Source organism: Comamonas composti DSM 21721 (assembly GCF_000429845.1).
Lineage (GTDB): Bacteria > Pseudomonadota > Gammaproteobacteria > Burkholderiales > Burkholderiaceae_C > Comamonas > Comamonas composti.
Map to the genome: position 1 here is coordinate 117296 of NZ_AUCQ01000001.1, position 21786 is coordinate 139081.

The following is a 21786-nucleotide window of genomic DNA, read 5'->3' on the forward strand; positions in this document are numbered from 1 at the left end:
TTGTATCCGCCCCATGTTCAGGAGCATTTAAAAGTGCGCAGCAAATCGCTGGACAAGGGGTTGGGATAGCTGCCCGAAGAAATCCCCAGCGCAACCTTGCGCCCGTCAAGCAAATAAACAGCCACGGTACGGCCCGACGATGCGGTGTTGACCAGGCTGGCTTTCTCCAGCAGCCGCATCAAGGCCCAGGGTCCGCGCGCCATGATTGCCGAGGTCTCGGGCCGGATGCGGGGGTTGCCGCTCAGCTCTGCCTGATAGCCGCCACGCGGCCCAGGCCACTTGACGGCCAGAGCCTGCACAGGGCCATGCGCATAGTGCTGACTCTGACCATCGATATCCAGATACAGGTCCGTGATATTGGGGTCCAGCTCTTCGATACGCATGTCCATCTTCCAGGCCAGCTTGCGCGCGCCGGGCTCCTGGAAAAACACCTCGCGTATCTTTTGCGCCTGCGAAAAGGTCTGCAGCCTGGGGCCTTGTTGCTGCAACAGCTTTAATAGCTCGGACTGCAGGGTCGGGCCCTGGACAAAGGCTGCAGCAGCCTGGGACGTGGCAGGCGACTGCATGGCGGCCGCAATGCTGGCCTGCTCCGGTGATTTGAAGCGCCAGGGCTGGGTGCTGGTGTCGACATAGGGTTGCAGCTCCCTGGTCAAGAAGGTATCCAGTATCCCCCCGGCACTGAACATCGCGTTGAAGTCTTCTATGGCCACTTCCTGCGTGCTCGCCACAAAGGGGTAACGCCCTTCTATGCCTTTGCGGCAGAAGTCCAGCACCTGGTTCGTGTAGGCGGTGTTGATGCGCTCAAGCTCGACCAGGGCCTTGGCCCGCAGGATATCTGCGGTCTCTCGCTCTACCTTTTCCGCGCCGCTTTGCACAATGCCCTGCAACACCTCTTTGAACGGCGGTGGCAGCTTGTCAGCCTCCAGGCGCAAACGGGTCGCGGTTTCAGCATTGGTGCTGGGCGCAGTATTCGTGCCCAAGGAGGTGTTGGCAATGACCAGGGTCGCGTAGTACTCGTTGATCAAGGCATTCACCGTCTCAAGTCCGGTCTGGCTCTTGCTGCTTGAGGCCTCGACCCCGCCAATTTCGGTCTTGCCGGTCACGATTTCGCGCAAGGCTCCGAACTGGTTGTCCACCAACTGACGCTCGAGTATGGCCTGGGGCTGCAGTCCCAGATTGCGCTTCGCATCTGCGATTTTCTTGTCCAGCTGCTTGCTCGCCTGCTCCAGCAAGCCCTGCTGCTCTTCCTGATTTTTCTGTGCACTGACCAGAGGCCGCGACAAGGTCGTCTCGCGGGCTGCAGCTCGCGCCAGACGCGACAGCGGCGAATCAGGCGCCGCCAGTTGGCGCACCACGTTGATATCGAAGGCCAGGCTGTCGCCGGTAAGGGGGCGAACGCTTTCCAGAAAGCTTTTCCACTGGCTCGCGTACTCCTCCAGATACTGGCGTCGCACATCGTCGACCAAGGCATCCACCTCCGTCAACTGCAGCGGCGTTGCCACCGACATGGCCTCTGCCTGCTGGCCCATGACCCAGCTGTCCTCTCCGCGAGCGCTTTGAATGATTTCGCCCACCTTGGCCGAAAACAGCTTGTGATAGCCGTCATAGGTGAAAAAGCCCGGAACGCCTTTTTCCAGTGGCATGCCTTGCGCGCGCCTGAAAACCGTTGCAACCTGCGGCCCCACGGCCGTGACCAGAGTGAAATCGGCCGGAGCCTGTGATTGCAGGCTGCTTCTGACGCGCTGATACAGGCGCTGGCTGGTAGAGCTGGCATTCAAGAAGCTGCGCGCCTGCTCCACCAGGTTTTGATCGCGCACGGCATCCATCTGCACCAGCTTGCCATCCGAGAACATGCTCTCTATATGCGGCATAAAGCTGGCCTTGTTCCCGAATACTGCAGCACCAGTGCCCTCCCCTGCTGCCAGCGCACTGTAATAGCCGTTTTGCCAGTCGTTGAGCACCCAGCGCCGCAACTCCGCAGCCTTGTAATGCTTGGGGTCTGAAAGCATCAGATAAACCGCCAAGGTGTCGTAAGTGAACTTGTGGTCCTGGTTGGCAATGCTCTGGCGCAGCACAGCCTCCATGCGTCCGGCGATCACAGGAAGCAAAAGATTGCTTTGCAGTGCGGTGTAGTTGCGATCAGCGGCATCCACCACGGGCAAGGCCGAGTAAAGGCCATAGCGATAGCTCAGCGGCGGATCCTGCAAATCCAGCCCATTGATGTAGGCCAGGGGCCGCGCGGCATCCAATGCAGTCAGGGAGTTCTCCGGCTTGTAGGCCTGGACCAGTACCGAAACCTCTTGCAAAAGCTTGTCCACACGAGCACTCACCAACTGCAAGTAGTTGGTGTTGTTGCCAAAGCTGGACCACATGCCCAGCAGGGCCCACACAAACACGACAGCCAGCAGAAAGTGTCCGAGCAGGCGCACAAAGCGATAACGCAGCTCCCAACGGTAATTGGGGCGCACCATGCCCGCTTCCTGAAAGATCACCTTGCGAAACAGTTGTGCCAGGAAAAAGCTGCGCGCACCTTGTTGCCGGCCATCGGCCTGGCTGCGCTCCCCCAAAAAGCTGCGCACCCGCGCAAACAACGAAGTCTTCTTGGCCAGAATTTCATCGCCGGTTTGCGTAGCACTGGTGAAGTACACCCCGCGCAAACTGCTACCCTTTTCGGTGATGTCAAAGCGCGAGTCATTGAACACCAACTCCAACCATTGACCAACGACCTGAGTCAGGGCCTCGAACTCCTGGGGCAAGGCGTACAACAGGCGTCGGCGGTCCGCATCGAACTCTTCCTGCAAGCGCGCATTGATACCGTCTTCCAGACGCTGACTGAGCAGCTGCATCTCATGCATGCATGCCGCCTGCATGCGCGACACGGCCTTTCCGCTAGCTGAATGGCCTTGAACCGTCTGTGCGGCCAAATCCAGCGGCAGTGTAAAGCCCAGAACCTGGCCCCGCCCCTCGGAAGTCAGTGCATGAAAATACTCGCCAAAGCCGCGTAACAAATCCATTTTGGTAATCAGCACATACACCGGAAAGCGTATATGCAGATGTTCGCGCAACTCCAGCAGACGTGACTTGATTTGTGCTGCATGCATGGTTCGCTGCTGGTCATTCGCCTGCAGCAATTCGCCCACATCCACCACCAGCAAAACCCCGTTCAAAGGTGCTCGCGCACGGTATTTGCGCAAAATGCCTAAAAAGCCCAACCACTCCGCCGCATTCACATTTCGATGACGGCTGTTATCGGCAGACACCACAACTTCGGCCACATCGATCTGGTCCAGCTCGCCCCCCTCCTCAGGCTCAGGCATCCCGGTGCTGCCATCGCTTTGGCAGGTATAACGCCCCGCCGTGTCGATCATCACAGCCTCGTTGGTGAACCACCAGTTGCAATTAATGGTTCCGGCATTGTTGGCCAGCGTCATCTGCACGCTGGCCGCCCCCATTTGGTCTGCAATGGGAAAGCTCAGGCCCGAATTGAGCAAGGCCGTGGTCTTACCCGCGCCAGGCGAGCCCACCAACATATACCAGGGAAGCTCGTACAAATACCTGGAGCCATCCATAAACCCTTTCAACCCCTGACGCCCATGCATCTTGCGAAGTTGCATCAAAACCCTTTGCGTACCTGCATCCAGCGTTTTGATCTCTTCCTTAGCCAGCACCGGCTTTTCAGCTTTTGAGCTGGAGAAGATTTTTTTCACGAAATCCTGGTCATTGCGCAGCATTTTCCAGAATCTATAAGCGGCATAAACCAGTGCAACTACCCAGATCAATACCATGCACAAAATACGTGCCGCCACGCTTTCCAGTGGATGGATGCTGCCAATTCTAAACGTTGGCCCCACATACCAGACCAACATGCTCAGTAAAAACGCCAGCAATAGATACAAAGGCCAGCGCAATAGGAAGAACAGAATGAAAAAACACAGCAAGACAATTGTTGCCACACGCACTTCTGCACTCAACAGGGGCTGCGAATTACCAATTGCGATCAAGGGGCCAACAAACCAAATCACCGCTGCGGATATTGCGACCAGCAAAATACCTAGCAGTGCTTTGAAAAAAGAGGGGGTAAATATTTTATTCAAGGGTATCGCTCCCAAACAGTCCTGCTTGTTACTCCATCACTTCCAGCTCAACCCGCCGATTCAAGGCACGCCCTGCCGACGTGCTGTTTTCGGCAATAGGCATGGAATCGCCCACTCCTTGCGTTTGAATATCTTGGGCACTCACTCCAAATTTCTCTAAGGCCTGCGCCACAGCGTCTGCCCTCTTTTTCGACAGTACTTCGTTGTTAGGAAATTGCCTAGTTTTTATTGGGACATTGTCGCTATGCCCCACCACCTGCACCCGGCCACTCACACTCTTAATGGCTTCTGCTATTTTTTTCAATAAGGGATCCGAGGCAAGTGTCAAATCAGCCCTAGCGGAAACAAACATTCCATCACTGCGAAAATCCACCTTGCTGGTCAAGCCGTCTTCAGTAACCGCTACCAGGCCCTGCGTAATTTCCTCAGACAAAACCTCCTTCAGCCGCAGCTTGCGCTGAGGAGCCGCCACCACTTTCAAAGCCCCAACGCCTTCAATTTTTTCCACCACATCTTTTTGCTCTATCGCAAGCTGGTATTTAGACCAGCCATATAACGTCAGCAAGATCAAGGAAAAAATCAGTGCAGCCATCCATAACGGGAATTGGCGCAGCAATTTAAAGCGCGTGAAAGCGCTGGGAAGCCAGTGCCTTGAAAGCTCTGCCGGAACAGGCTCACGGCTTGCGGAAATCAGACTATAGAGCCGATGGCGAATCGTCTCCAGCATACGCGGCCCATTCGATTCCGTATGGTAATGGCCTTCAAACCCCAGACCCAAAACCTGGAACAAGACCTCCAGAACATGCATATGTTCGTGCGGCTGGCTGGCCATGCGACCAATCAGCAAAAACACGGTCTTTCCACCAAAACTCTCTTTGTGAAAAGTGTTGAGCAAGGCCTGGGTAGACCAAGGGCCTGTTTGCGCATCCACCCCGCCCCCCCAACTGGTACGACTGGCCGCCTCATCGAGAGCTGAGCACAAGGTATAACGCGTAGCCAGCATATGATCACGACGAACATTGGCCTGCTCGCACAGCTGAGTAAAGGTCTTGACTTCCTGCTCCAGACTACGGCGCAACACCTCTAGTCCCCCAGCCTCCATATGGTTTGGCATATCGGCCAAAGCCCTCAGCAAAGGCTGAGCTGCATCCAAAATCGGATTATGTGCCCGCTGCATCTGCTTAAGCCGCTCCTGAAAATTATCCGAGGAAGCGGTCCATTGCGTCCCTTGTACTCCCGTGGCAGAAGCCATGGAGTCTGCTGGCTGCTGCGCCTGCCATATCCGTGTTTGGTCCATGAGTTACCTTATTTTTTAGAGATGACTTACGCAAATTCTCTGGGGGTAGTATTTTTTATTAATTGATTTAGCACAGAAATTTATAAAAATATCACCCATTAGAGTAGCCTGATAAACCTTCATTAATAGCAAGTGGACCTCCATTACGCTTCTCATCGCTACCCGTATACAATCCACGCCAACGGAAGTACCCCTGAGCCTCTGCAATAGAATGAATATAATCTGCAGCTGGTATATCTTCAAATTTCTCTATAAATCCTGCGTAAGAATCATGAACCCAGGAATCAAAAAATTTTCCCAAGGCCTCATCTAGATATTTAACCTTGATACTGTCGAAAATATCTTTTGCTTGCGAATGAAAGCCATTTCTTGCCAACGAATTTTCCGTATGATTATTAGGCTCAAGGTCTTTTATATTTTCACGAAGGACAATTTCCCCTTTCCGATAATTGGCGAGCGATTTGTCATTTAAAGCCACAGCATATTTCACGCTATCCAGATTTTCAAATTTCGCGTGATAACGCCATGCCAAATACAATGGGCCATGCGTACGCAAAGCGTCCATAACACTCATACTCGTCAGAAGTTGCGATTTTTCAAAATATATTTGTACAGATTTTTGGATTAATTGGAGTTGCTCAAGAGCAAAACGTTGATGTAGATTATTTATATCCGCCTCTTTAGAATTTAAATCTAACCATGGTGGCGAAGGGTGAAATTCAGATGATTTTCTTGCAGCCGCATACATTTGGTTCAAAGCCAGATGCGAAAGCTTATAACCATCGTCTTTCTCTGGAGAGGCACTCAAGCCTATCGCATTACCCAATATTGAGGACTGTGGACGTATAACCTTTCCTTGCTCACCAGGCTCATAGCCCCCCCCACATCGCTATGTACCCCTGGAGTGTAAATTTCTTGGCAATTGGCGGGCATAGTATCTCCAACGGCCACACTATCCAGGGGAAAATTGGTGCGCAGCTCATGCAGGGCAATAATATGATAACAATTTTTTACTTCTTTATGGATTTTTAGATTATCAGCAGTTGCCCAATAGTTATGGCCGTTACTGCCTACAGCATCCGATAAGCCTACCGTAGCCACGGTATCAAAAAGACCGAGCATGCGCACATAGGCAGGTACACCAAATAGCTTTCCATTGATTAAAAGATATTTATGCAACCAATTAACAAATACCCTAGCCTGGGTTGCCCCACGGCTAAAACCAAAAACATCCAGGTAAATTCCAGAAATTTTGAGCTTGCTTTGTTTCAGCTGCAAACTTAAATCACGGCTGACTTCACCAAAAAACCGGCTGCGAACTTTATCGCTCGCATCTTTGAGCCCCGAACCGAGATCTAGATCTTTCAGGGCCTTTTGTTCCGCGCTCAAATTCCAGCGTTCCTCTCCATAAGAAGGTACATTTTGCGAAGAACACAAGGCTCTTAGATTTTTTACATCAAATCTATTTTCCTTGTTAACAAAATTAAAAACCGAATTGATTGTTACTAGCAATCCATAAATAATTCGAGTATCCCCTCCAGTACCCAAAGGCCCACCTCCTAGCTCAGCCTCATCCATTTCCAACTCCGTGAAAGGTGTGCCTACACCAGAGACATAATTACTGTAATAGCCCGCCTCCCTATCACTTTTATAAGCTTCCCATAATCTTGCCACATTAGTATTAGCATTAGGTTTAAAAAGCATGCTTTTATCTTTATCTTTTTGAGGATTTTTATTATTATCAGCCCCATCAAAAAACAAGCCTATATTAAGGTTGACCTCACATTCGCATGCCTTATTCTGAGGCAATGGCTCCGGGCACTTAGCCTTAATCTCAGCAAAAATACTATTATCCGTTGCTCCTGCTTTTTTTTCATCAGTCAAAATAATATCTCCTTATAATTTATTAATCTATTTCGAAGGATATTCTGGTGGAGAATAGATAGGAGGCACTCCGCGCGGATATGCAGGACCAGGATATTTACTCGAATTGGGTGATACTCGACTGACCCAGGCCTCTACTCTATGCCCAGGTAAAAAATGCAAATACATTCCTTCACTATCATCAGGAGTCACTGCAAAATTCACAGGAATAGCAGCCTCATGCACCTCCTCTTTGCAGCGCCTGTTGGGGTCTACAGCTAGGCCATTTACATATTTAATATGACGGATATCACAAGTCACCCATTTCACATTAATTGAAAATGGCTGCATGGGATTTTTAGGAACCATTACGCAGCAACTGACAGCCCCCCCCCCACCCCATCCTGACGCACTACCAATGCGACTCCCATTCACATAGTAATCAGAAACTCCCACCATATCACCATAGTGCCCTATCGCTGCCACAGGCACCCCCATCATGCTCTCGCCCCGCGCTGCGCAACCTCCCAGCCAAAAAATGATTATCAATAGCAGAACCCTCTGCAAGAAATTCTTAAATATTTGCACTTAACTTAATTTCCAAAGTTATTGATCAATCCCATTGAAGAGCAGCAAAGATATCTTGAAGCTCTTGCATAACTCTTTCTCTTTTAGATAACCAAACTGCATTGCTTGAAAATACCCGCTGAGCGAAAGCCTGTAAGACGCGGCGATCACATTGCTTAGAGTGGTGAATGGCATACTGCTGCCAGGCCTTTACGCAGCGCTGGGCTATGTCGTAATTCCATTGCAAGCGTTGCGGATCGGTTTTTTCTGGTTCCATATCCAGATTAGCCAGCAAGCTGTCTGGTTCTCCCGCCTGTATAAGTGCTTCTATCTGCTCCTCATCCAATTGAAATACTCCTGGTACTACAGATTTAGAAAGTGGAGATTCAAGGTGCTTTTTATTAAATGGAAAGATAATGGCTTCGCCTTTGCGGTTATGGGCTTGCCAATGTGTGATAGGGCTTGTTAGCGCATTCCATTGTTCCGGTCCTAATATCTGCGGCAGGTAATTCAGCACGCGGCAGTCTGCAAGACGCAGTCCATAAACACCGCCTGTTTGATCCCGGAAAGATGTAAATCGCTGCAAATGAGCGGCCAATGCCTTGAGGTTTAAGTTGCTCTGTAGCCGCGACCAGTGCAAATTCTGGGCAAATGCCTGCTGGGCCTGGGCTATTTCCAAGGCTGGAGCCGATCCTTCAGCAACTTGCGTATCCGCAATCAGCAAGGGGCCGGCCAAGCGCATATTGGGGTGCGAAGCCAAAGAGGCTATCCACGGTGTTTGCGGATTTTTAAAAGACTCCAGTTCACCCAGCACTTGAAAGGCCATGGCACCGTCCATCAAGCAATAGCTATACATAAAGACCTTTAAAACCTTGTCAATGCAGAGCCATGGCGTGCGGCATTGAGCAGGCAGGGAATGCAAACGCCTTCAGGAAAAGACGCTTGGAGCACTGGCAAGCTCTTTGGCCCCACCATGGAATGCGAAGCTGCATGTGCTACCCAGCTACCCGTAGTGCCTTCTTCTATGCCGTCGCCCGTGAGCTTGATATAGCTGCCTCCGCCATTAATCAACACACCTTTCTTGCCCATGACTTGCACCCAGTCCTGCGTGGACAGCAGCTCCACGACTTTCTTGGCCACGATCTCCACGTTGTCGCTCTGCGCCTGTATCTCCACCTTGCCGCTGGCCGCTATCAGCTTCATGCCCGCCTGGTGCACAAACAGGCTGATGCGGTCCTTGACCGCAGCAAACAAGCCCCGGCCCACGGCCAGCGTGGTGTGCTGCCCGCTGGTGATGGCCACATGCGCATTGGCCGCAATATGGGCGCTTTGCTCGGTCGTCGCCTCTATGCCTGCGGGGCTGGAAAGCACCAGATGCGGCGCCTGCAGTTCGGGAAAGCTTGGGCTGTCGTCACTGCCCGCGCTTTGAGGCTCACCCTGGATTTGCGTGTGCTGCATCTGCAGCTCGGCGCTGACCAGGGCTTGCTGCTGTTTGGGCTCCTGCTCTTGCGCCTTGTGCTGCTGGGCCAGCTCGGCCAGGCTTTCGTGCAGGTCGGCCGCTTGTTTCAGGCGTTCTTCGGCCTCTCGTATATCCGTCACATGGCCCTGGGCCTTGCTGCGCGTCTCGGTGCTGATGACCAGGCCCTTGGCCGCTCTGGCCACGCCGTGGCCGTCGGTACGCAGCTCGAATCCTTCGCCCCGGTAGTCCTTGCGGCCGGCGTTGTCTTCGATGCGCGTGATGTGGCCCAGGCTCAGGCTGGAGCTGTCGTGGTCGCTTTGCAGCTGGGCCTGGATCTTGCCTTCGCTGTCGTCGAGCACCAGATGGTTGCTGCGCCCGCCTGCGCTGTTGCCGGCACCGGGCTTGAGCTCGCGACTGCGGATGCCGCTGAGCGCTTTTTGCTCGGGCAGCTTCCAGGGCGGCTGGTTGAGCTGGTTGTTCAGGCGCCCTGAGCAGATGGGCTGGTCCGGGTCGCCTGCAATGAAGTCGATCAGCACTTCCTGACCAATGCGCGGCACGTGCATGGCGCCCAGCTGGTTGCCGGCCCAGGCCTGACTCACGCGCACCCAGCAGCTGCTGTGCTGGTTGTTCTCGCCGTAGCGGTCCCAGGGCAGCTGGATTTTGATGCGGCCCTGGTCGTCGGTATAGATGTTGTTGTCGGCCTGGCTTTCGCTGGGTCCGACCACCAGGGCAGTTTCAGGGCCCGTGCAGCGGGGTTTGTGGCGTGTGATGGGCGGGCGCAGCACTGCACTGGCGGGCTGGGTTTCCAGCTTGACCAGAACCTGCCAGTGCTGGCCCCGGTCCAGGCCCAAGCCCGTGCTGGTCTGGCTGTTCTCGCCCACATCCTCCATCAGCAGCTCGGTCGCCACAATCAAGTGCTCGATATTGCTTTGCGCGCGCGGGTGCTCGCTCAGCGTAAACGTATGCCCGGCCTGCATGCCGCGCAGATTGCCCTGGCCTGCGCTGCGGTCTCCCGTTTGCCGCAGCGCCTGCATGCGCATGCGCGCCAGCATCTCGCCCTGGGGTTCGGTCTGGTTGGCACCCTGCTTGCTGCCCGCATTGGGCTGGCTGTAGTCGCCGCCTGCGCGGTGTTTCCACAAATAGATCTCGCCATCGGCCTGGGCCGTGTTGCGCGGGCCTTTGTGCTTCACCTCCAGGCTGGCCTTGGGCCGGGTGTAGTCGTAGTCGCGCATTGCGACAGCGCCGCTGCTCAGGCGCTGGCCATGGGCAAAGGCGTGCAGATACTCCTCGTCCAGCTTGCGGCCCAGCGGGGCAAAGCGCACGTTCTGGTAGGCAGCTCCGGGGTTGGGCGCATAGGCGCTGTTGTGGTCGGCCAGCACCAGGCGGTGCAGGCCTTCTTCATGCTCAAAGAAGTAGCTGATACCCCATTCCTCGCACAGGCGCTGCACAAAGGCCAGGTCGGTTTCGTTGTACTGGACCTGGTAGTCGCGCTCGGGGTAGGACTCGATCAGGCGCTTATCCATGGCAAAGCCATAGGGCGCGAGCACGGCGTCCAGTATCTGCACCACGCTCTGGTTCTGGAACACCTTGCAGTCGCTGCGCAGACCGCATAAATGCAGCCAGGCAACAATGGTGATCTGGTAGATAGCGCTGCGCCCGTCCTCATGCAGAAAGCGGGCCTCACGCACCAGGCCGCTCAAGTAGCGTGTGCCCCCGCCTTCAAGCTCCATGCGCAGGCTGGCCTCGGTGCCTATCCAGTCATCGAGTTCATAGCCCGCAGCGATGTCGGGGTTGAAGTTCAATGCATCGGGAGCCGCCAGATCGATGCGGTATTCGAAGAGCTGGTTGATGGCTTCCTGGCCCTGAACGCGCTGCACTGTGAGCTGCGCAGGAATTGTGGGACAGTGCAGGCTCAAAGTCCGATTGCTCTGAAGCATGGAACATCTCCTGTTTTTGTGTTGAAGACCGCTGCGCTTAACTATCCGTGGACGCCATGACACTGCCGATCAAGGTGCAGCCACAGGCTGTTCGATGCCCATGCAAGGCTACCGCGATGCCATCGATGCTGTAGGTGCTGCTGCCCTCCACGATGGGGTTAATGCCGTGAGGTGCCCCGCCAGGATATTTTTGTGGGCAATCCACCATATCGCCCAACCGCGCTACAGGCTTGCCGCTGATGCTGGAACTGGGTGAGCCCGATATGACGACTCCCCCATGGCTGGTTCCATCCCCTACCACGATGATTTGCCTGTTCATTCAAAGGACTCCGAAACAGGTTTTAACGAATGCCCCAGAGTTCCAGGCGTAAGCCCGGGAAATCCGTTCCTATGTGCAAACCAATACCTCCAGTCTTGCGCATCAACTCCCACAGAGTTCCTTGAGACTCGACCTGGAAATACACATAACCAGCATTGAAAGGAATCTGACGTGGCGGCACAGGCAGTACCGACATGGGTATGCCCGGTAAATGCAGGCGCACATGCTCAGCCAGTGCGCTTGCCGGAGCAACCTTGCTTTGCGCGGGAAACTGCTGGGCCAGCACATCCGCAGGCATTTGTGCTGCCACGGCCAATACTAGATGCGAAAAATATGTGAGCTCGTCCGGAGCAAGGCTGCCAAGACGCAAACCATGGGGGCGAATTTCCAGAGGAATGATTTGTGCGTTGCGGTCTTGCAGGCCATGCAGCATGGCTCTGGTGTCATCAACCAAGGCCTTGAAGCTCACATAAGGATCCAGATGCTCATAGGCTGGATGCTCATTAGGCCGGCGCGACTGATCTTTTGCGAAGGTCGCCATCTCTCCATTGAGGCTGAGCAACAGGCTGTAAAGCAGCTCGGGCGAGCTGTCCTTAACCCTTTGGTAATGACGCAGCAGCGGCTCATAGCGATTAAGCGTCTGCAGTTGGAGAACATCAGTGACTTCGGCTGTCTGAGTATCTCCAGTGCTACCGGCAAGGCGTGCGGCAAGATTTTGTGCACGCAGAAGCGTCACCCCATGAATCTGGGAAATCCACTCGGATAGTTTTTCACTGGCCCCATAGACATTGACCGGAGCAATAAACTGGGGCTCCAACTCCACCGCCCCATCGGAGCGCAATGCAGCGACTTTGGCAACAGGCAGGCCCATCCAGCTATCGGTCAGCTCTTTTTTTGGTATCAGACGCAGACGCAATTGCGCCAGTTGCACAGGCTTGGAGCCGTAGCCGTTCGAATTGGCGTCGCGCAACTCCGTCTCGTACGCAACATACCGAGCCGTCGAGCCTGTGGCCTGCGCGTCAAATGTGGTTTCTTCCGAGTTCGGAGCACGAATAGACAGGGCTAGATAAATGGTCTGCCCCAGATGCTCATGCTGCAGAGTTAACGGCGGCGGCGGAGGTGTTTGCCCAGGTACGTCAAAAGGAGTTCCGTCCGGAAAAATACCGCTGACTGAAGCCAGCACAATCTTGCCTAAACCCAACGACTCCGGATCTATACGTAAATGACTAAACCCCCAAAAAAAAGATGACAATGGCAAGCATCGCTTGTGCGCATAATATTCAAGATAGCGCTCTTGCTGCTGAAATAATTGAGGGCGTAGAAATAGTCCCTCACTCCAAGTCACTTTATTCTGCCAAGTCATAGTTTAATATTTATTTACGTTCATTAATTTCTACTGCGGATTCCTGCAGAAGAATATCGAGCTTGACTTTTTTAGAAGGCATCGCAAACCGATACCATGAAGCCTCCGGGACAGCCTCCAACTTGTAGACCTTTCGCCACACGGACCTTGGTAAATCTTTATACCCCGCAAATACACCTATGGCTGTAGTCTTGGAATTTGATTTACTTCGAATATTATCCTCTTCTCCAGGCCTGAATATAAAATCCCTACGACTCAACAAAGCATCATTCAATATTTCCTTATCTCTATCTTTTATAGAAAAAAAATCTGCAGACTCGAATCCGGAAGTGTCTTTTAACTCATAAACCCTTACTTCTATTGGGTTCGCCTGGCCTTTATCATCAGCATTGACACCTGAGCTCACAGAGATCCTTAAATCCAAAGAGCTTTGCTCTTTTATAACTTGCTCTGTTGGAGCACAAGCCATAAGGAAAAAACCAGAAAATACTGTGATTGATTTTAGTTTCATAATACTTATTCACATGTCCTTTAGAAATCGCACCTCAGAATGCTATTTCTAAAGGACACATATGGCAGCAGATAATATATCCACTGCCATATATCCTTAGGCTTCTTTATTGCCCTTAATGTCATAGCCAGCCGTCACAGCACCAGCTGTCCCGCCTTGGGCATTCTGGATGGTGTACTCCTGCTTGACCTTGGAAAAAGAGAGTTTTATTTTTTCACGCACTTTGACTTCATCTACGCTTGATCCATTGGGAGCGACCAAGGTAACAATGACATCAGTCATCGTGATCTTCAGGTACTCCAGTGGGCTACCACCTGCTTTACGAACGGTGAGCACAGCCTCGGGAATATGCTTGCCTGTCAGACAATACTTCATCAGATTAGGGCTGGATTTATCAACAAAATGTTCAAATTCCAGGTCGTAAACCTTTGCCTTCCCCGCACCACCGCCGCTACCGGTGTGCATGGTTGACTCTTGCTCAATCTTCCAATTCCAGTTCAATATCTCGATTTCATTGGTGTGCTTGGAATCCTGGCTTTCACCATCAATGCCATTAATTTTGATATAGATATCTTGTGCCATGGTCTAAATCCTTTAAATAAATAACAATGAGAAAATTATGCTGCCTCTTTAATCGATGGCAACTTTGCTACCAAACGCAGACTAACAGTCAAGCCCTCCAGTTGAAAATGTGGTCGCAAAAAGAATTTTGCGTTATAAAAACCAGGGTTATCTTCAATGTCCTCTACCACCACTTCTGCAGCAGCCAAAGGCCGACGAGCTTTTGTTTCTTGGGATGAATTGGCAGGATCTGCATCCACGTAATTCATGATCCACTCATTGAGCCAATGCTGCATGTCTTCGCGCTCCTTGAAAGAACCTATTTTGTCGCGCACAATCGCCTTCAAGTAATGAGCAAAGCGTGTACTAGCAAATAGGTAAGGTAAACGCGCCGAGAGATTGGCATTAGCCGTGGCGTCAGGATCCATGAATTCTTGCGGCTTTTGCAAAGACTGAGCACCAATGAAGGTTGCATTATCAGATCCTTTGCGATGCACCAGCGGGATGAATCCAGCCTTTGCCAACTCTGCTTCACGCCGATCGGATATTGCAATTTCGGTCGGGCACTTCATGTCGTATCCGCCATCATCTGTCGGAAATGTATGACAAGGAAGATTATCAACCGTTCCACCGGACTCAACGCCTCGAATCATGGTGCACCAACCGTATAGCTTGAAACTACGATTGATATTGGTCGCCATTGCATAGGCAGCGTTATTCCATACGTAATTTTTATGGTTTGCGCCTTCGGTCTCTTCTTCAAAATCGAACTCGTCCACCGGATTCGTTTTTGCCCCATAGGGCAAGCGTGCAAGAAAACGAGGCATAGCCAAGCCTATGTAGCGAGCATCTTCAGTCTGACGCAGGCTATTCCATGCCACATGTTCTAGGTTGCCCGTGATCTTGGCCAGATCACGTGGATTGGCCAATTCTTGCCAAGACTCCATTTGCAATGTAGAGGGCGCTGCACCAGCAATAAACGGTGCATGAGCTGCCGCAGCAATCTTGGCCAAGGAGCCTAACAAATCAACATCTGGTGGGGTATGGTCAAAATAATAATCACCGACTAAACAGCCATATGGCTCACCACCAAGCTGCCCATACTCTTCTTCATACAAGCGTTTGAAGAGTGGACTCTGGTCCCAGGCCACACCCTTGTACCGACGTAGAGTGCGACGTAAATCCTCTTTTGATACATCCATGAAACGGATTTTCAGTTTTTCATCCGTTTCCGTATTAGAAACCAAGTGATTCAAACCGCGCCATGCAGACTCCAGATTCTGGAAGTCCGTATGATGCATGATCAGATTTATTTGCGCAGAGAGCTTTTTGTCGATTTCGGCAATGATGGCCTCAATGCTTGCATAAGCATCATCGCTCATCGTGACAGTGTTCTCTAGCGCTTGATTTGCCAATGTTTTAACTGCAGCTTCGACTGCTGCACGTTGTTGCCCTTTCGGCTTGAACTCCTTGTCCAGCAAGGACATGAAGTCATTAGGACTTATTTGCTCTTTTTGAATGCTAGGGGAAACTCGTTCTTTAATAGCTGAGCTCATAAAAATGCCTTCTTGGTAATTAATTATTTGGCCGCTGGATCTTCTACCGCAGTCTCAACCTGCTTGGGCTTGGGAGCGGAAGACAGTGATTTCATCAATGCGGGATCCTGCAACAGCTTGCGTACCAAGTCTTCAGCTCCAGACTTGCCATCCATATAAGTCTGAAGATTGGCCAGCTCTGTTCGCGCATTAAGCAGCTGCTTCAAGGCGTCGACCTTGGATGCGACGGCCGCAGGCGAGAAGTCATCCATACTCTCAAAGGTGATATCCACCATCACCTGACCTTCTCCAGTCAGAGTATTAGGTACGGAGAATGCAACTCGAGGACCGATGGCATTCATTCGTTCATCAAAATTATCAATATCAATTTCAAGAAATTTCCTATCCTCCACAACTGGAAGATCCTGGCTAGACTTACCTGACAGGTCTGCCAAAACAGCCATGACGAATGGAAGCTCTATACGCTTTTCGCTTCCATATATTTCAACGTCATATTCAATCTGTACACGGGGAGCCCGGTTTCTCGCTATGAATTTTTGACTGCTTTTATTCAATTCAATCTCCTAAAAAATGAGACTTAACGCCTCTGATCAGTAGTAAAAAATCAAACCACTAGGGGAAATTTTTTCTTTTTTATGAAAATTTTCCGATTCAACTCTCAAGTGGATGGTTTCTAGATTATTTTTCGAATCGATAGATTCCAGCCAGATCTGTGACAAATAAGAACCGATTTGCTGATCAATAAAGTTCCCAATACGTCTCGCCCCATACTCATGGACTCCGCACTGCCCGACAATATGATCAAGAACATCTATTTCAAATATCAAATCAATTGCATGTTGTTGATACAAGCGATCCACCATTTTTTGCAGTTGCAATTTCGCGATATCCTTCAAAACATTTTCGGACAGAGGCCTATATGGAATCAAGATTAATCGACCAAGAAATGCAGAGGGAAATACTTTCCGTAACGCCTGCTGCAACATATCAGCCATTTTTGATATTTCCGGGATCAGCGCCAGGTCATCGCATAGATCGACTATTTCTTCCGACCCAACATTACTGGTCAAAAGAATCAAAGTATTTCGAAAATCAATAAATCGACCTTCCCCATCTTCCATCCACCCTTTATCAAAAACCTGAAAGAAAACCTCATGAACGTCAGGATGTGCCTTCTCGATTTCATCAAGTAAAATTACACTGTAAGGACGGCGGCGCACAGCCTCGGTCAAGACACCTCCTTCGCCATAACCCACATAGCCAGGAGGTGAACCTTTTAGTGTAGAAACACTGTGTGATTCTTGATATTCGCTCATATTGAGCGTAATAAGGCTTCGTTCTCCGCCATATAGCAGATCCGCCAATGCCAAAGCAGTTTCTGTTTTTCCAACCCCTGAAGGTCCAGCGAGCAAAAAGCAACCAATAGGTTTATTTGGATCACTCAAACGAGCTTTGGCAGTCTGTACTCGTTCAATTATTTTTTCTAATGCTTGGTCCTGACCTACTACACGTTGACTTAGTCGTTGCTGTAATTGCAGCACCGTGGCAGCTTCGTTTTGCTCCATATTTCCAACCGGGATCCCCGTCCAGTTGGAAACAACAGTTGCGACGACCGCAGCATCCACGACGGTATGCACCAGCGCCTGCTCACCCTGAATTCCCGCCAGCTCTCTCCCAAGCAGTTCCAGGCTGGCGTGCAAGTCAGCCTCACTTTCCTGTGCAAGCCCTGATTCTGAAACAGATGAATCCAAAGCCTGCTTTTTTTCCCCTGCTTGCAAAGCACTCAGTTTCTGCTGCAACTCTCCAATTTCACGGGCCTTGATCAGAGCCTTCTGCCAATGCGCTTTCTGCTCGGCCATCACTGCTTGAGCCTGTTCAATACGCTGCTCCAAATCATGCAGACGCGCAGCATGGATGCTCTGAGCTCTGGGCTCTGCTTGCAACAATTGCTTTTCCAGCAGCAGCGAAGACAACGTTTGCTCGGCAAATTCAATGGACTGCGGTCGTGCATGCAAGGACATGGCGACCCGAGCGCAGGCCGTATCCAGCAAGCTGATAGCTTTGTCAGGCAGTTGCCTATCACTTATATAGCGATGCGACAAATTGGCTGCGGCCTGCACAGCCTCATCCAGAATCGATACTTGGTGATGCGAGGCAAAGACTGGTGCCAAACCACGCAACATGGTGATTGCGGAAGAGACTTTTGGCTCATGCACTTGCAGCACTTGAAAGCGCCGGGTCAATGCAGGATCCTTCTCAATATGTTTTTTGTATTCACTCCAAGTGGTTGCACCAATACAGCGTAACCCTCCTCGAGCTAGTGCTGGCTTGAGTAGGTTGGCTGCATCACCAGTGCCGACCTGCCCTCCTGCTCCTACCAAGGTATGGACTTCGTCGATAAACAAAATAATAGGTGTAGAAGCTTCTGCCGCCTCTTCAAGCAAGGCCTTGAGCCTTGCCTCAAATTCACCACGCATGCTGGCACCAGCCAACAAAGCTCCTACATCCAGGCTCAGCAATCGGACATTCTGCAAAGCAAGCGGTACCTGCTGCTGAGCCAGTGCCAGTGCCAATCCCTCAACAACAGCCGTTTTGCCAACGCCAGCCTCACCTGTCAGCAGTGGGTTGTTTTGGCGCCTGCGTAAAAGGATATCCACCATGCTGCGGATTTCTGCATCACGACCAATAACAGGATCAATCTTCTTTTGGTGTGCCAACTCCGTTAAGTCAGTGCAGTAACGGCCCAGCGCTGACTTCTCAGCCTCTTGAATGGAAAACGCCTGGCTGGCCTCCCCAGGCAAAGCCTCGGGCAATCCCAAATCACTATGCGCTCGCTCGGCATGCTCTGGTGATTTCTCTTGAACTGCTTTGAAGGCCTCTGCAATAGATTCAGGCGAAAAGACTTTTAGCAGCGGAGAAATACCTAGAAGCAATCTGCGCAGATCTTCTGAATGAACCATTGCGATCAACAGCAAACCACTGCGGACAGCATTCGCCCTCCAATCTAGGCTAGCATGCAGCCAAGCCTGCTCCACAAGGCTTTCTAGCTGATGAGAGAAATCCTGGACCGCACCCGCACCTGCAGGCAACTTTCCCAAGGCGATCAAAAAATCTCGCGATAACTGATCTGAGTCAAGTCCATAAAAATGGCAAAGCCTATGCCAGTCACTGTCAGGCAGTTGCTGAACTTGATAAAGCCAGTGAACCACCTCCACATAGGGGTTTCCGCGCAGCTTAGCAAATGCCGTCGCAGACTCCAGCGCCTTGAACAAGGTCAAGTTCAATTTGGAAAAAAGTGTTTTACGAGAAAGTGGCACAAACGACCTTTTCGTTAAATATGACAATCATCCACAATTAATCACACTATCGAACAATGAGCGCTAATCTAGCCTAAGGGAAAGCCTTGCTCCACTCATTTTCGGACCAGCGGTCATGATTTATCAATTTGCAACACACTTTGACATTGCACCGATTGACGCCGCCACTCGAAAGCAACACATTGCTAAGCTCGGGCACACCGCCTGCAGTACAGAGAAGTACTCGGAATATCAAGCAATTCCAACCCTGCCATTGAAGAACCTTGAAATTGTCAAAATCCTCCTCGTCTTTTCGCCTTATTCAGCACAATGGCAAGCCAATGGATTTCCTATGGGGAATACCATCCAATGGAGCAGCACTCGATTACTTTCTTTCTTCTGATTTTTTCAAGCAAAAAAAAATATCTTTTCAGAATACTGAGTGCCTTCAATTCATACAATGGATTTTCATCCCAGAAGAAAATACCAGTGAGAAAGAATATTGCTGGATCTTGAATATGCAAGAAACATTGACCTGTGCGGTTAATGGAGTACTTTTGGGACCGAACAATCGTCAAAAGCTCACTGATGCAGATAGGATCCAGGTAGGAAGTCTTATTTTCATCATGGAGATGGGAAAAAAATCAGAAATAAGAAAAATTGACGCTACCAACAAGGCAAACGCCATCAGTCCTGAATTATTCGAAAACAACAATGCTACGCCTCATAAATTATCCCTATCCTCCTCAGAACCAGCCGACAATAGAATAATTTCCTCTTTTGATTTAGCAGATCTTGAGCTGGCCTTGTCCGATGCAAGTACAGTCCGGTCTATATCAAACATCAATATAGAAAAAATTGAGTCGTCTTCCATCGATTTTTCAGAAAAATCAAAACCCAATAATCAAACTGTTTCAGAAAATACAGAAAAATCAGAAGAAACCTGTTCATCTGAAAACATTGATATTGAAGAAAATATCATTAGCAGCTTGCATCGCGAGTACATGGATGTACTGCAAGACCCTCGCCGGCTAGCATCTCAAAGCGAATTCTTTGTTCACAGACAAGCAATCAAGGATAATGGTCAATCCTTACAGGATTTGACACGCCAAGCGAGTCATTACGAAAGCCTGCATGAACTGCTTCAGATCGATCAAACCAAGCAAGAATTAACAGGAGAGCTTGAGAGCCTTGACGATTATGAAATTCTAAGGCCTGACACAAAATCGAATGTCATGCTGCTTTTTGCACCAGATCACTTAAAAAATCAAAGCAGTACTAATGATTTTTCTCAAGATGATCCCCTCACAGATTTACTCTCTCCTGAGCTTGGCAAGTCAGCTTCTACACGCTTCAAAAATCTTCCCATTCTCAATCAACGTGAGCATCACAGCGCCGTTGTCGGAGGTTTGATGGATTTGCATACAGGTGTGAAAAAAGACAAGCAAGACCGCTAATCTCGAGAGATTCCATCCGCGTTCTTTATTTGGAGTTCCTATGAGCCAGCCCATTGGTCACTTATCTAGCCTGCTGAACAAAGCTCAGACCTTGGCCGACGCCCAACGACTGCTGGAGGCGCAGGTTCGCGACTTCCCTGAGGATGCGGGCAGACGCTGGACACTCGCCCAATGGGCTTGCCTGCAGGAAAGCTGGCCGCGCGCGCTGAAACTGGCTCAGGCCACAGCCAAACAGCAACCCAGCTTGGTTCAGAGCGCCCATGCAATGCGCGCGCTTATTCGAGCGCAACAGCAACGCGAAAGCATCTTTGCCGGCCAGCGAACTGCTGAACAGCTTCTACCCTGGGCTCCCTGGACAGAGCAACTGGCTGCAGCCTTGCAACTCCAGGCTCAGGGAAACACAAAACAGGCGGATGCATTGCGATTAGTCGCCTTAGAGCAAGCTCCCACCTGGCAGGGCCAAACGCCGGCAGGCCTATGCACCTGGCTGGCGGACTCAGACAGCCGCCTCGGTCCGGTATGTGAGCTCATCGTCTCGGGCAGTTATCGCTGGCTCCCGCTGGCAGATATAGAAAGCCTGGAGGTAGAACCTCCAGCAACGTTGCTGGATCTGATGTGGATTCCAGTACAAATCACGTTAAAGCCCAATACAGTCATTGACAAACCATTTTCCGCATTCATTCCTGTGCGCTATCCAGGAACACTTTCCTATATGCAGAAGGATATTTATCCGGAAACCATGCGCCTCTCTCTTTTATTGGGACGAAAAACGCTATGGCATGAAACATCGGAGACAGCTGTATGTGGCATTGGCCAAAAAACCTGGATCAGTGATGCAGGTGAATTCTCCCTATTCGAAAGTAAATCACTTACCAGCTCAATAGATAATTCGGATATAACTTCGGGGCCAGAGCATGCCGGATAGCCTAATTGCCGATATACACCCTTCGCATCGCAAGCTGCGCTCGCAAGATGGATATGCAGGTCCGCGCCAGCCTCAAGCGCATTTTTTACCGACCTTGTTCGATCGCTTATGTGACGATGAGCCGTCACAGCACACTGAAGCAGCCAAAGCATATGCGGTAACCCGCCAGCAGTTGCGCCAGATAATATTGAGAGATCTCATGAACCTGCTCAATACCAGCAATATCGAAGATCAAATAAAAAATTCCGGACTTGAGCATGTCATCAATTCCAGCGTCAACTATGGAATTTCACCTTTGGCGGGTATTCATATGCTGGAGAAGCACTTTCTCCATGTTGAGAAAATAATTCGCAGAGCAATCATCAATTTTGAGCCCCGGCTATTTAAATCAAGCCTCTCAATACGTCATATTTTAAAAAAAGACAGCCATTCATACAATATATTGAGCTTTGAAATATCCGGGAAAGTTCATATACAACCTTACCCCATGGATTTTATAGTGCAGAGCAATGTGGATCTTGAAACAAGCCATGTCATGCTTGATCTGGTCAATTAATCCATTACTTTCATATAAATAACAT

18 protein-coding genes are annotated in these 21786 nt (G+C 50.7%); 4 read left to right on the plus strand and 14 right to left on the minus strand.

The genetic code is table 11. The annotated features are described in order from the left end of the window. Positions 1–17: 17 nt before the first annotated feature. From tssM to tssH, 14 genes are all read right to left on the minus strand, one after another. Complete coding sequence (gene tssM / locus G486_RS21230) at positions 18–4022, minus strand: type VI secretion system membrane subunit TssM (protein WP_342667310.1); 4005 nt, start codon at positions 4020–4022, stop codon at positions 18–20. A 100-nt stretch (positions 4023–4122) separates the two neighbouring features. Next, positions 4123–5346 (minus strand): type VI secretion system protein TssL, long form, encoded by a 1224-nt coding sequence (gene tssL, locus G486_RS21235; protein ID WP_169728558.1) that lies wholly within the window; start codon positions 5344–5346, stop codon positions 4123–4125. Between the two features lie 136 nt (positions 5347–5482). Continuing rightward, positions 5483–6199 (minus strand): hypothetical protein, encoded by a 717-nt coding sequence (locus tag G486_RS23850; RefSeq protein ID WP_156919816.1) that lies wholly within the window; start codon positions 6197–6199, stop codon positions 5483–5485. 2 nt (positions 6200–6201) lie between these two features. Then, positions 6202–7275: a T6SS phospholipase effector Tle1-like catalytic domain-containing protein gene (locus tag G486_RS23260; RefSeq protein ID WP_084454928.1), complete on the minus strand. Its 1074-nt coding sequence runs from the start codon at positions 7273–7275 to the stop codon at positions 6202–6204. Between the two features lie 27 nt (positions 7276–7302). Next, complete coding sequence (locus G486_RS24775) at positions 7303–7755, minus strand: DUF3304 domain-containing protein (protein ID WP_407059780.1); 453 nt, start codon at positions 7753–7755, stop codon at positions 7303–7305. A gap of 112 nt (positions 7756–7867) precedes the next feature. Next, entirely contained in the window at positions 7868–8677 is an 810-nt protein-coding gene (locus tag G486_RS23270; RefSeq protein WP_084454932.1) for a DUF4123 domain-containing protein, read from the minus strand. An 8-nt stretch (positions 8678–8685) separates the two neighbouring features. Beyond that, complete coding sequence (locus G486_RS0100530) at positions 8686–11217, minus strand: type VI secretion system Vgr family protein (RefSeq protein ID WP_027013769.1); 2532 nt, start codon at positions 11215–11217, stop codon at positions 8686–8688. A gap of 37 nt (positions 11218–11254) precedes the next feature. Further along, on the minus strand, positions 11255–11536 hold the full coding sequence (locus G486_RS23275; protein WP_084454934.1) for a PAAR domain-containing protein: 282 nt from the start codon (positions 11534–11536) through the stop codon (positions 11255–11257). 22 nt (positions 11537–11558) lie between these two features. Next, the gene (gene tssK / locus G486_RS0100535) at positions 11559–12899 is read right to left on the minus strand and encodes a type VI secretion system baseplate subunit TssK (protein WP_027013770.1); all 1341 of its coding nucleotides are present in this window, start codon (positions 12897–12899) and stop codon (positions 11559–11561) included. Between the two features lie 10 nt (positions 12900–12909). Further along, positions 12910–13410 carry a type VI secretion system lipoprotein TssJ gene (gene tssJ / locus G486_RS23280; protein WP_084454936.1) on the minus strand — a complete coding sequence of 167 codons (501 nt, stop codon included), beginning with the start codon at positions 13408–13410 and terminating at the stop codon, positions 12910–12912. A 96-nt stretch (positions 13411–13506) separates the two neighbouring features. After that, positions 13507–13992 (minus strand): Hcp family type VI secretion system effector, encoded by a 486-nt coding sequence (locus G486_RS0100540; protein ID WP_027013771.1) that lies wholly within the window; start codon positions 13990–13992, stop codon positions 13507–13509. Between the two features lie 35 nt (positions 13993–14027). Next, positions 14028–15458 carry a type VI secretion system contractile sheath large subunit gene (gene tssC, locus G486_RS0100545; RefSeq protein WP_407059781.1) on the minus strand — a complete coding sequence of 477 codons (1431 nt, stop codon included), beginning with the start codon at positions 15456–15458 and terminating at the stop codon, positions 14028–14030. Positions 15459–15550: 92 nt separating this feature from the next. Then, on the minus strand, positions 15551–16087 hold the full coding sequence (gene tssB, locus G486_RS0100550; protein ID WP_027013773.1) for a type VI secretion system contractile sheath small subunit: 537 nt from the start codon (positions 16085–16087) through the stop codon (positions 15551–15553). A gap of 30 nt (positions 16088–16117) precedes the next feature. Next, on the minus strand, positions 16118–18844 hold the full coding sequence (gene tssH / locus G486_RS23285) for a type VI secretion system ATPase TssH (protein ID WP_169728560.1): 2727 nt from the start codon (positions 18842–18844) through the stop codon (positions 16118–16120). 115 nt (positions 18845–18959) lie between these two features. Here tssH and G486_RS24220 point away from each other — a divergent pair, with 115 nt between their 5' ends. The 4 genes from G486_RS24220 to tssE all read left to right on the plus strand — a co-directional run bounded on the left by G486_RS24220 (position 18960) and on the right by tssE (position 21761). Beyond that, the gene (locus G486_RS24220; RefSeq protein WP_169728561.1) at positions 18960–19226 is read left to right on the plus strand and encodes a hypothetical protein; all 267 of its coding nucleotides are present in this window, start codon (positions 18960–18962) and stop codon (positions 19224–19226) included. Between the two features lie 115 nt (positions 19227–19341). Next, the gene (locus G486_RS23855; RefSeq protein ID WP_169728562.1) at positions 19342–20280 is read left to right on the plus strand and encodes a TagK domain-containing protein; all 939 of its coding nucleotides are present in this window, start codon (positions 19342–19344) and stop codon (positions 20278–20280) included. A gap of 40 nt (positions 20281–20320) precedes the next feature. Beyond that, on the plus strand, positions 20321–21205 hold the full coding sequence (locus G486_RS23290; RefSeq protein ID WP_084454940.1) for a type VI secretion system accessory protein TagJ: 885 nt from the start codon (positions 20321–20323) through the stop codon (positions 21203–21205). Next, positions 21195–21761: a type VI secretion system baseplate subunit TssE gene (tssE, locus tag G486_RS23295; protein ID WP_084454942.1), complete on the plus strand. Its 567-nt coding sequence runs from the start codon at positions 21195–21197 to the stop codon at positions 21759–21761. The genes G486_RS23290 and tssE overlap by 11 nt, the downstream gene beginning before the upstream one ends. Positions 21762–21786 lie beyond the last annotated feature (25 nt).

What these genes read in the sequence shown, in the direction of transcription:
- tssL (WP_169728558.1), bottom strand. Translation starts at nt 5,346, where the DNA reads ATGGCTTCTGCCACGGGAGTACAAGGGACGCAATGGACCGCTTCCTCG.
- G486_RS24775 (WP_407059780.1), bottom strand. Translation starts at nt 7,755, where the DNA reads ATGATGGGGGTGCCTGTGGCAGCGATAGGGCACTATGGTGATATGGTG.
- G486_RS23270 (WP_084454932.1), bottom strand. Translation starts at nt 8,677, where the DNA reads ATGTATAGCTATTGCTTGATGGACGGTGCCATGGCCTTTCAAGTGCTG.
- G486_RS0100530 (WP_027013769.1), bottom strand. Translation starts at nt 11,217, where the DNA reads ATGCTTCAGAGCAATCGGACTTTGAGCCTGCACTGTCCCACAATTCCT.
- G486_RS23275 (WP_084454934.1), bottom strand. Translation starts at nt 11,536, where the DNA reads ATGAACAGGCAAATCATCGTGGTAGGGGATGGAACCAGCCATGGGGGA.
- tssK (WP_027013770.1), bottom strand. Translation starts at nt 12,899, where the DNA reads ATGACTTGGCAGAATAAAGTGACTTGGAGTGAGGGACTATTTCTACGC.
- tssJ (WP_084454936.1), bottom strand. Translation starts at nt 13,410, where the DNA reads ATGAAACTAAAATCAATCACAGTATTTTCTGGTTTTTTCCTTATGGCT.
- G486_RS0100540 (WP_027013771.1), bottom strand. Translation starts at nt 13,992, where the DNA reads ATGGCACAAGATATCTATATCAAAATTAATGGCATTGATGGTGAAAGC.
- tssC (WP_407059781.1), bottom strand. Translation starts at nt 15,458, where the DNA reads ATGTCCTTGCTGGACAAGGAGTTCAAGCCGAAAGGGCAACAACGTGCA.
- G486_RS24220 (WP_169728561.1), top strand. Translation starts at nt 18,960, where the DNA reads ATGATTTATCAATTTGCAACACACTTTGACATTGCACCGATTGACGCC.
- G486_RS23855 (WP_169728562.1), top strand. Translation starts at nt 19,342, where the DNA reads ATGCAAGAAACATTGACCTGTGCGGTTAATGGAGTACTTTTGGGACCG.
- G486_RS23290 (WP_084454940.1), top strand. Translation starts at nt 20,321, where the DNA reads ATGAGCCAGCCCATTGGTCACTTATCTAGCCTGCTGAACAAAGCTCAG.
- tssE (WP_084454942.1), top strand. Translation starts at nt 21,195, where the DNA reads ATGCCGGATAGCCTAATTGCCGATATACACCCTTCGCATCGCAAGCTG.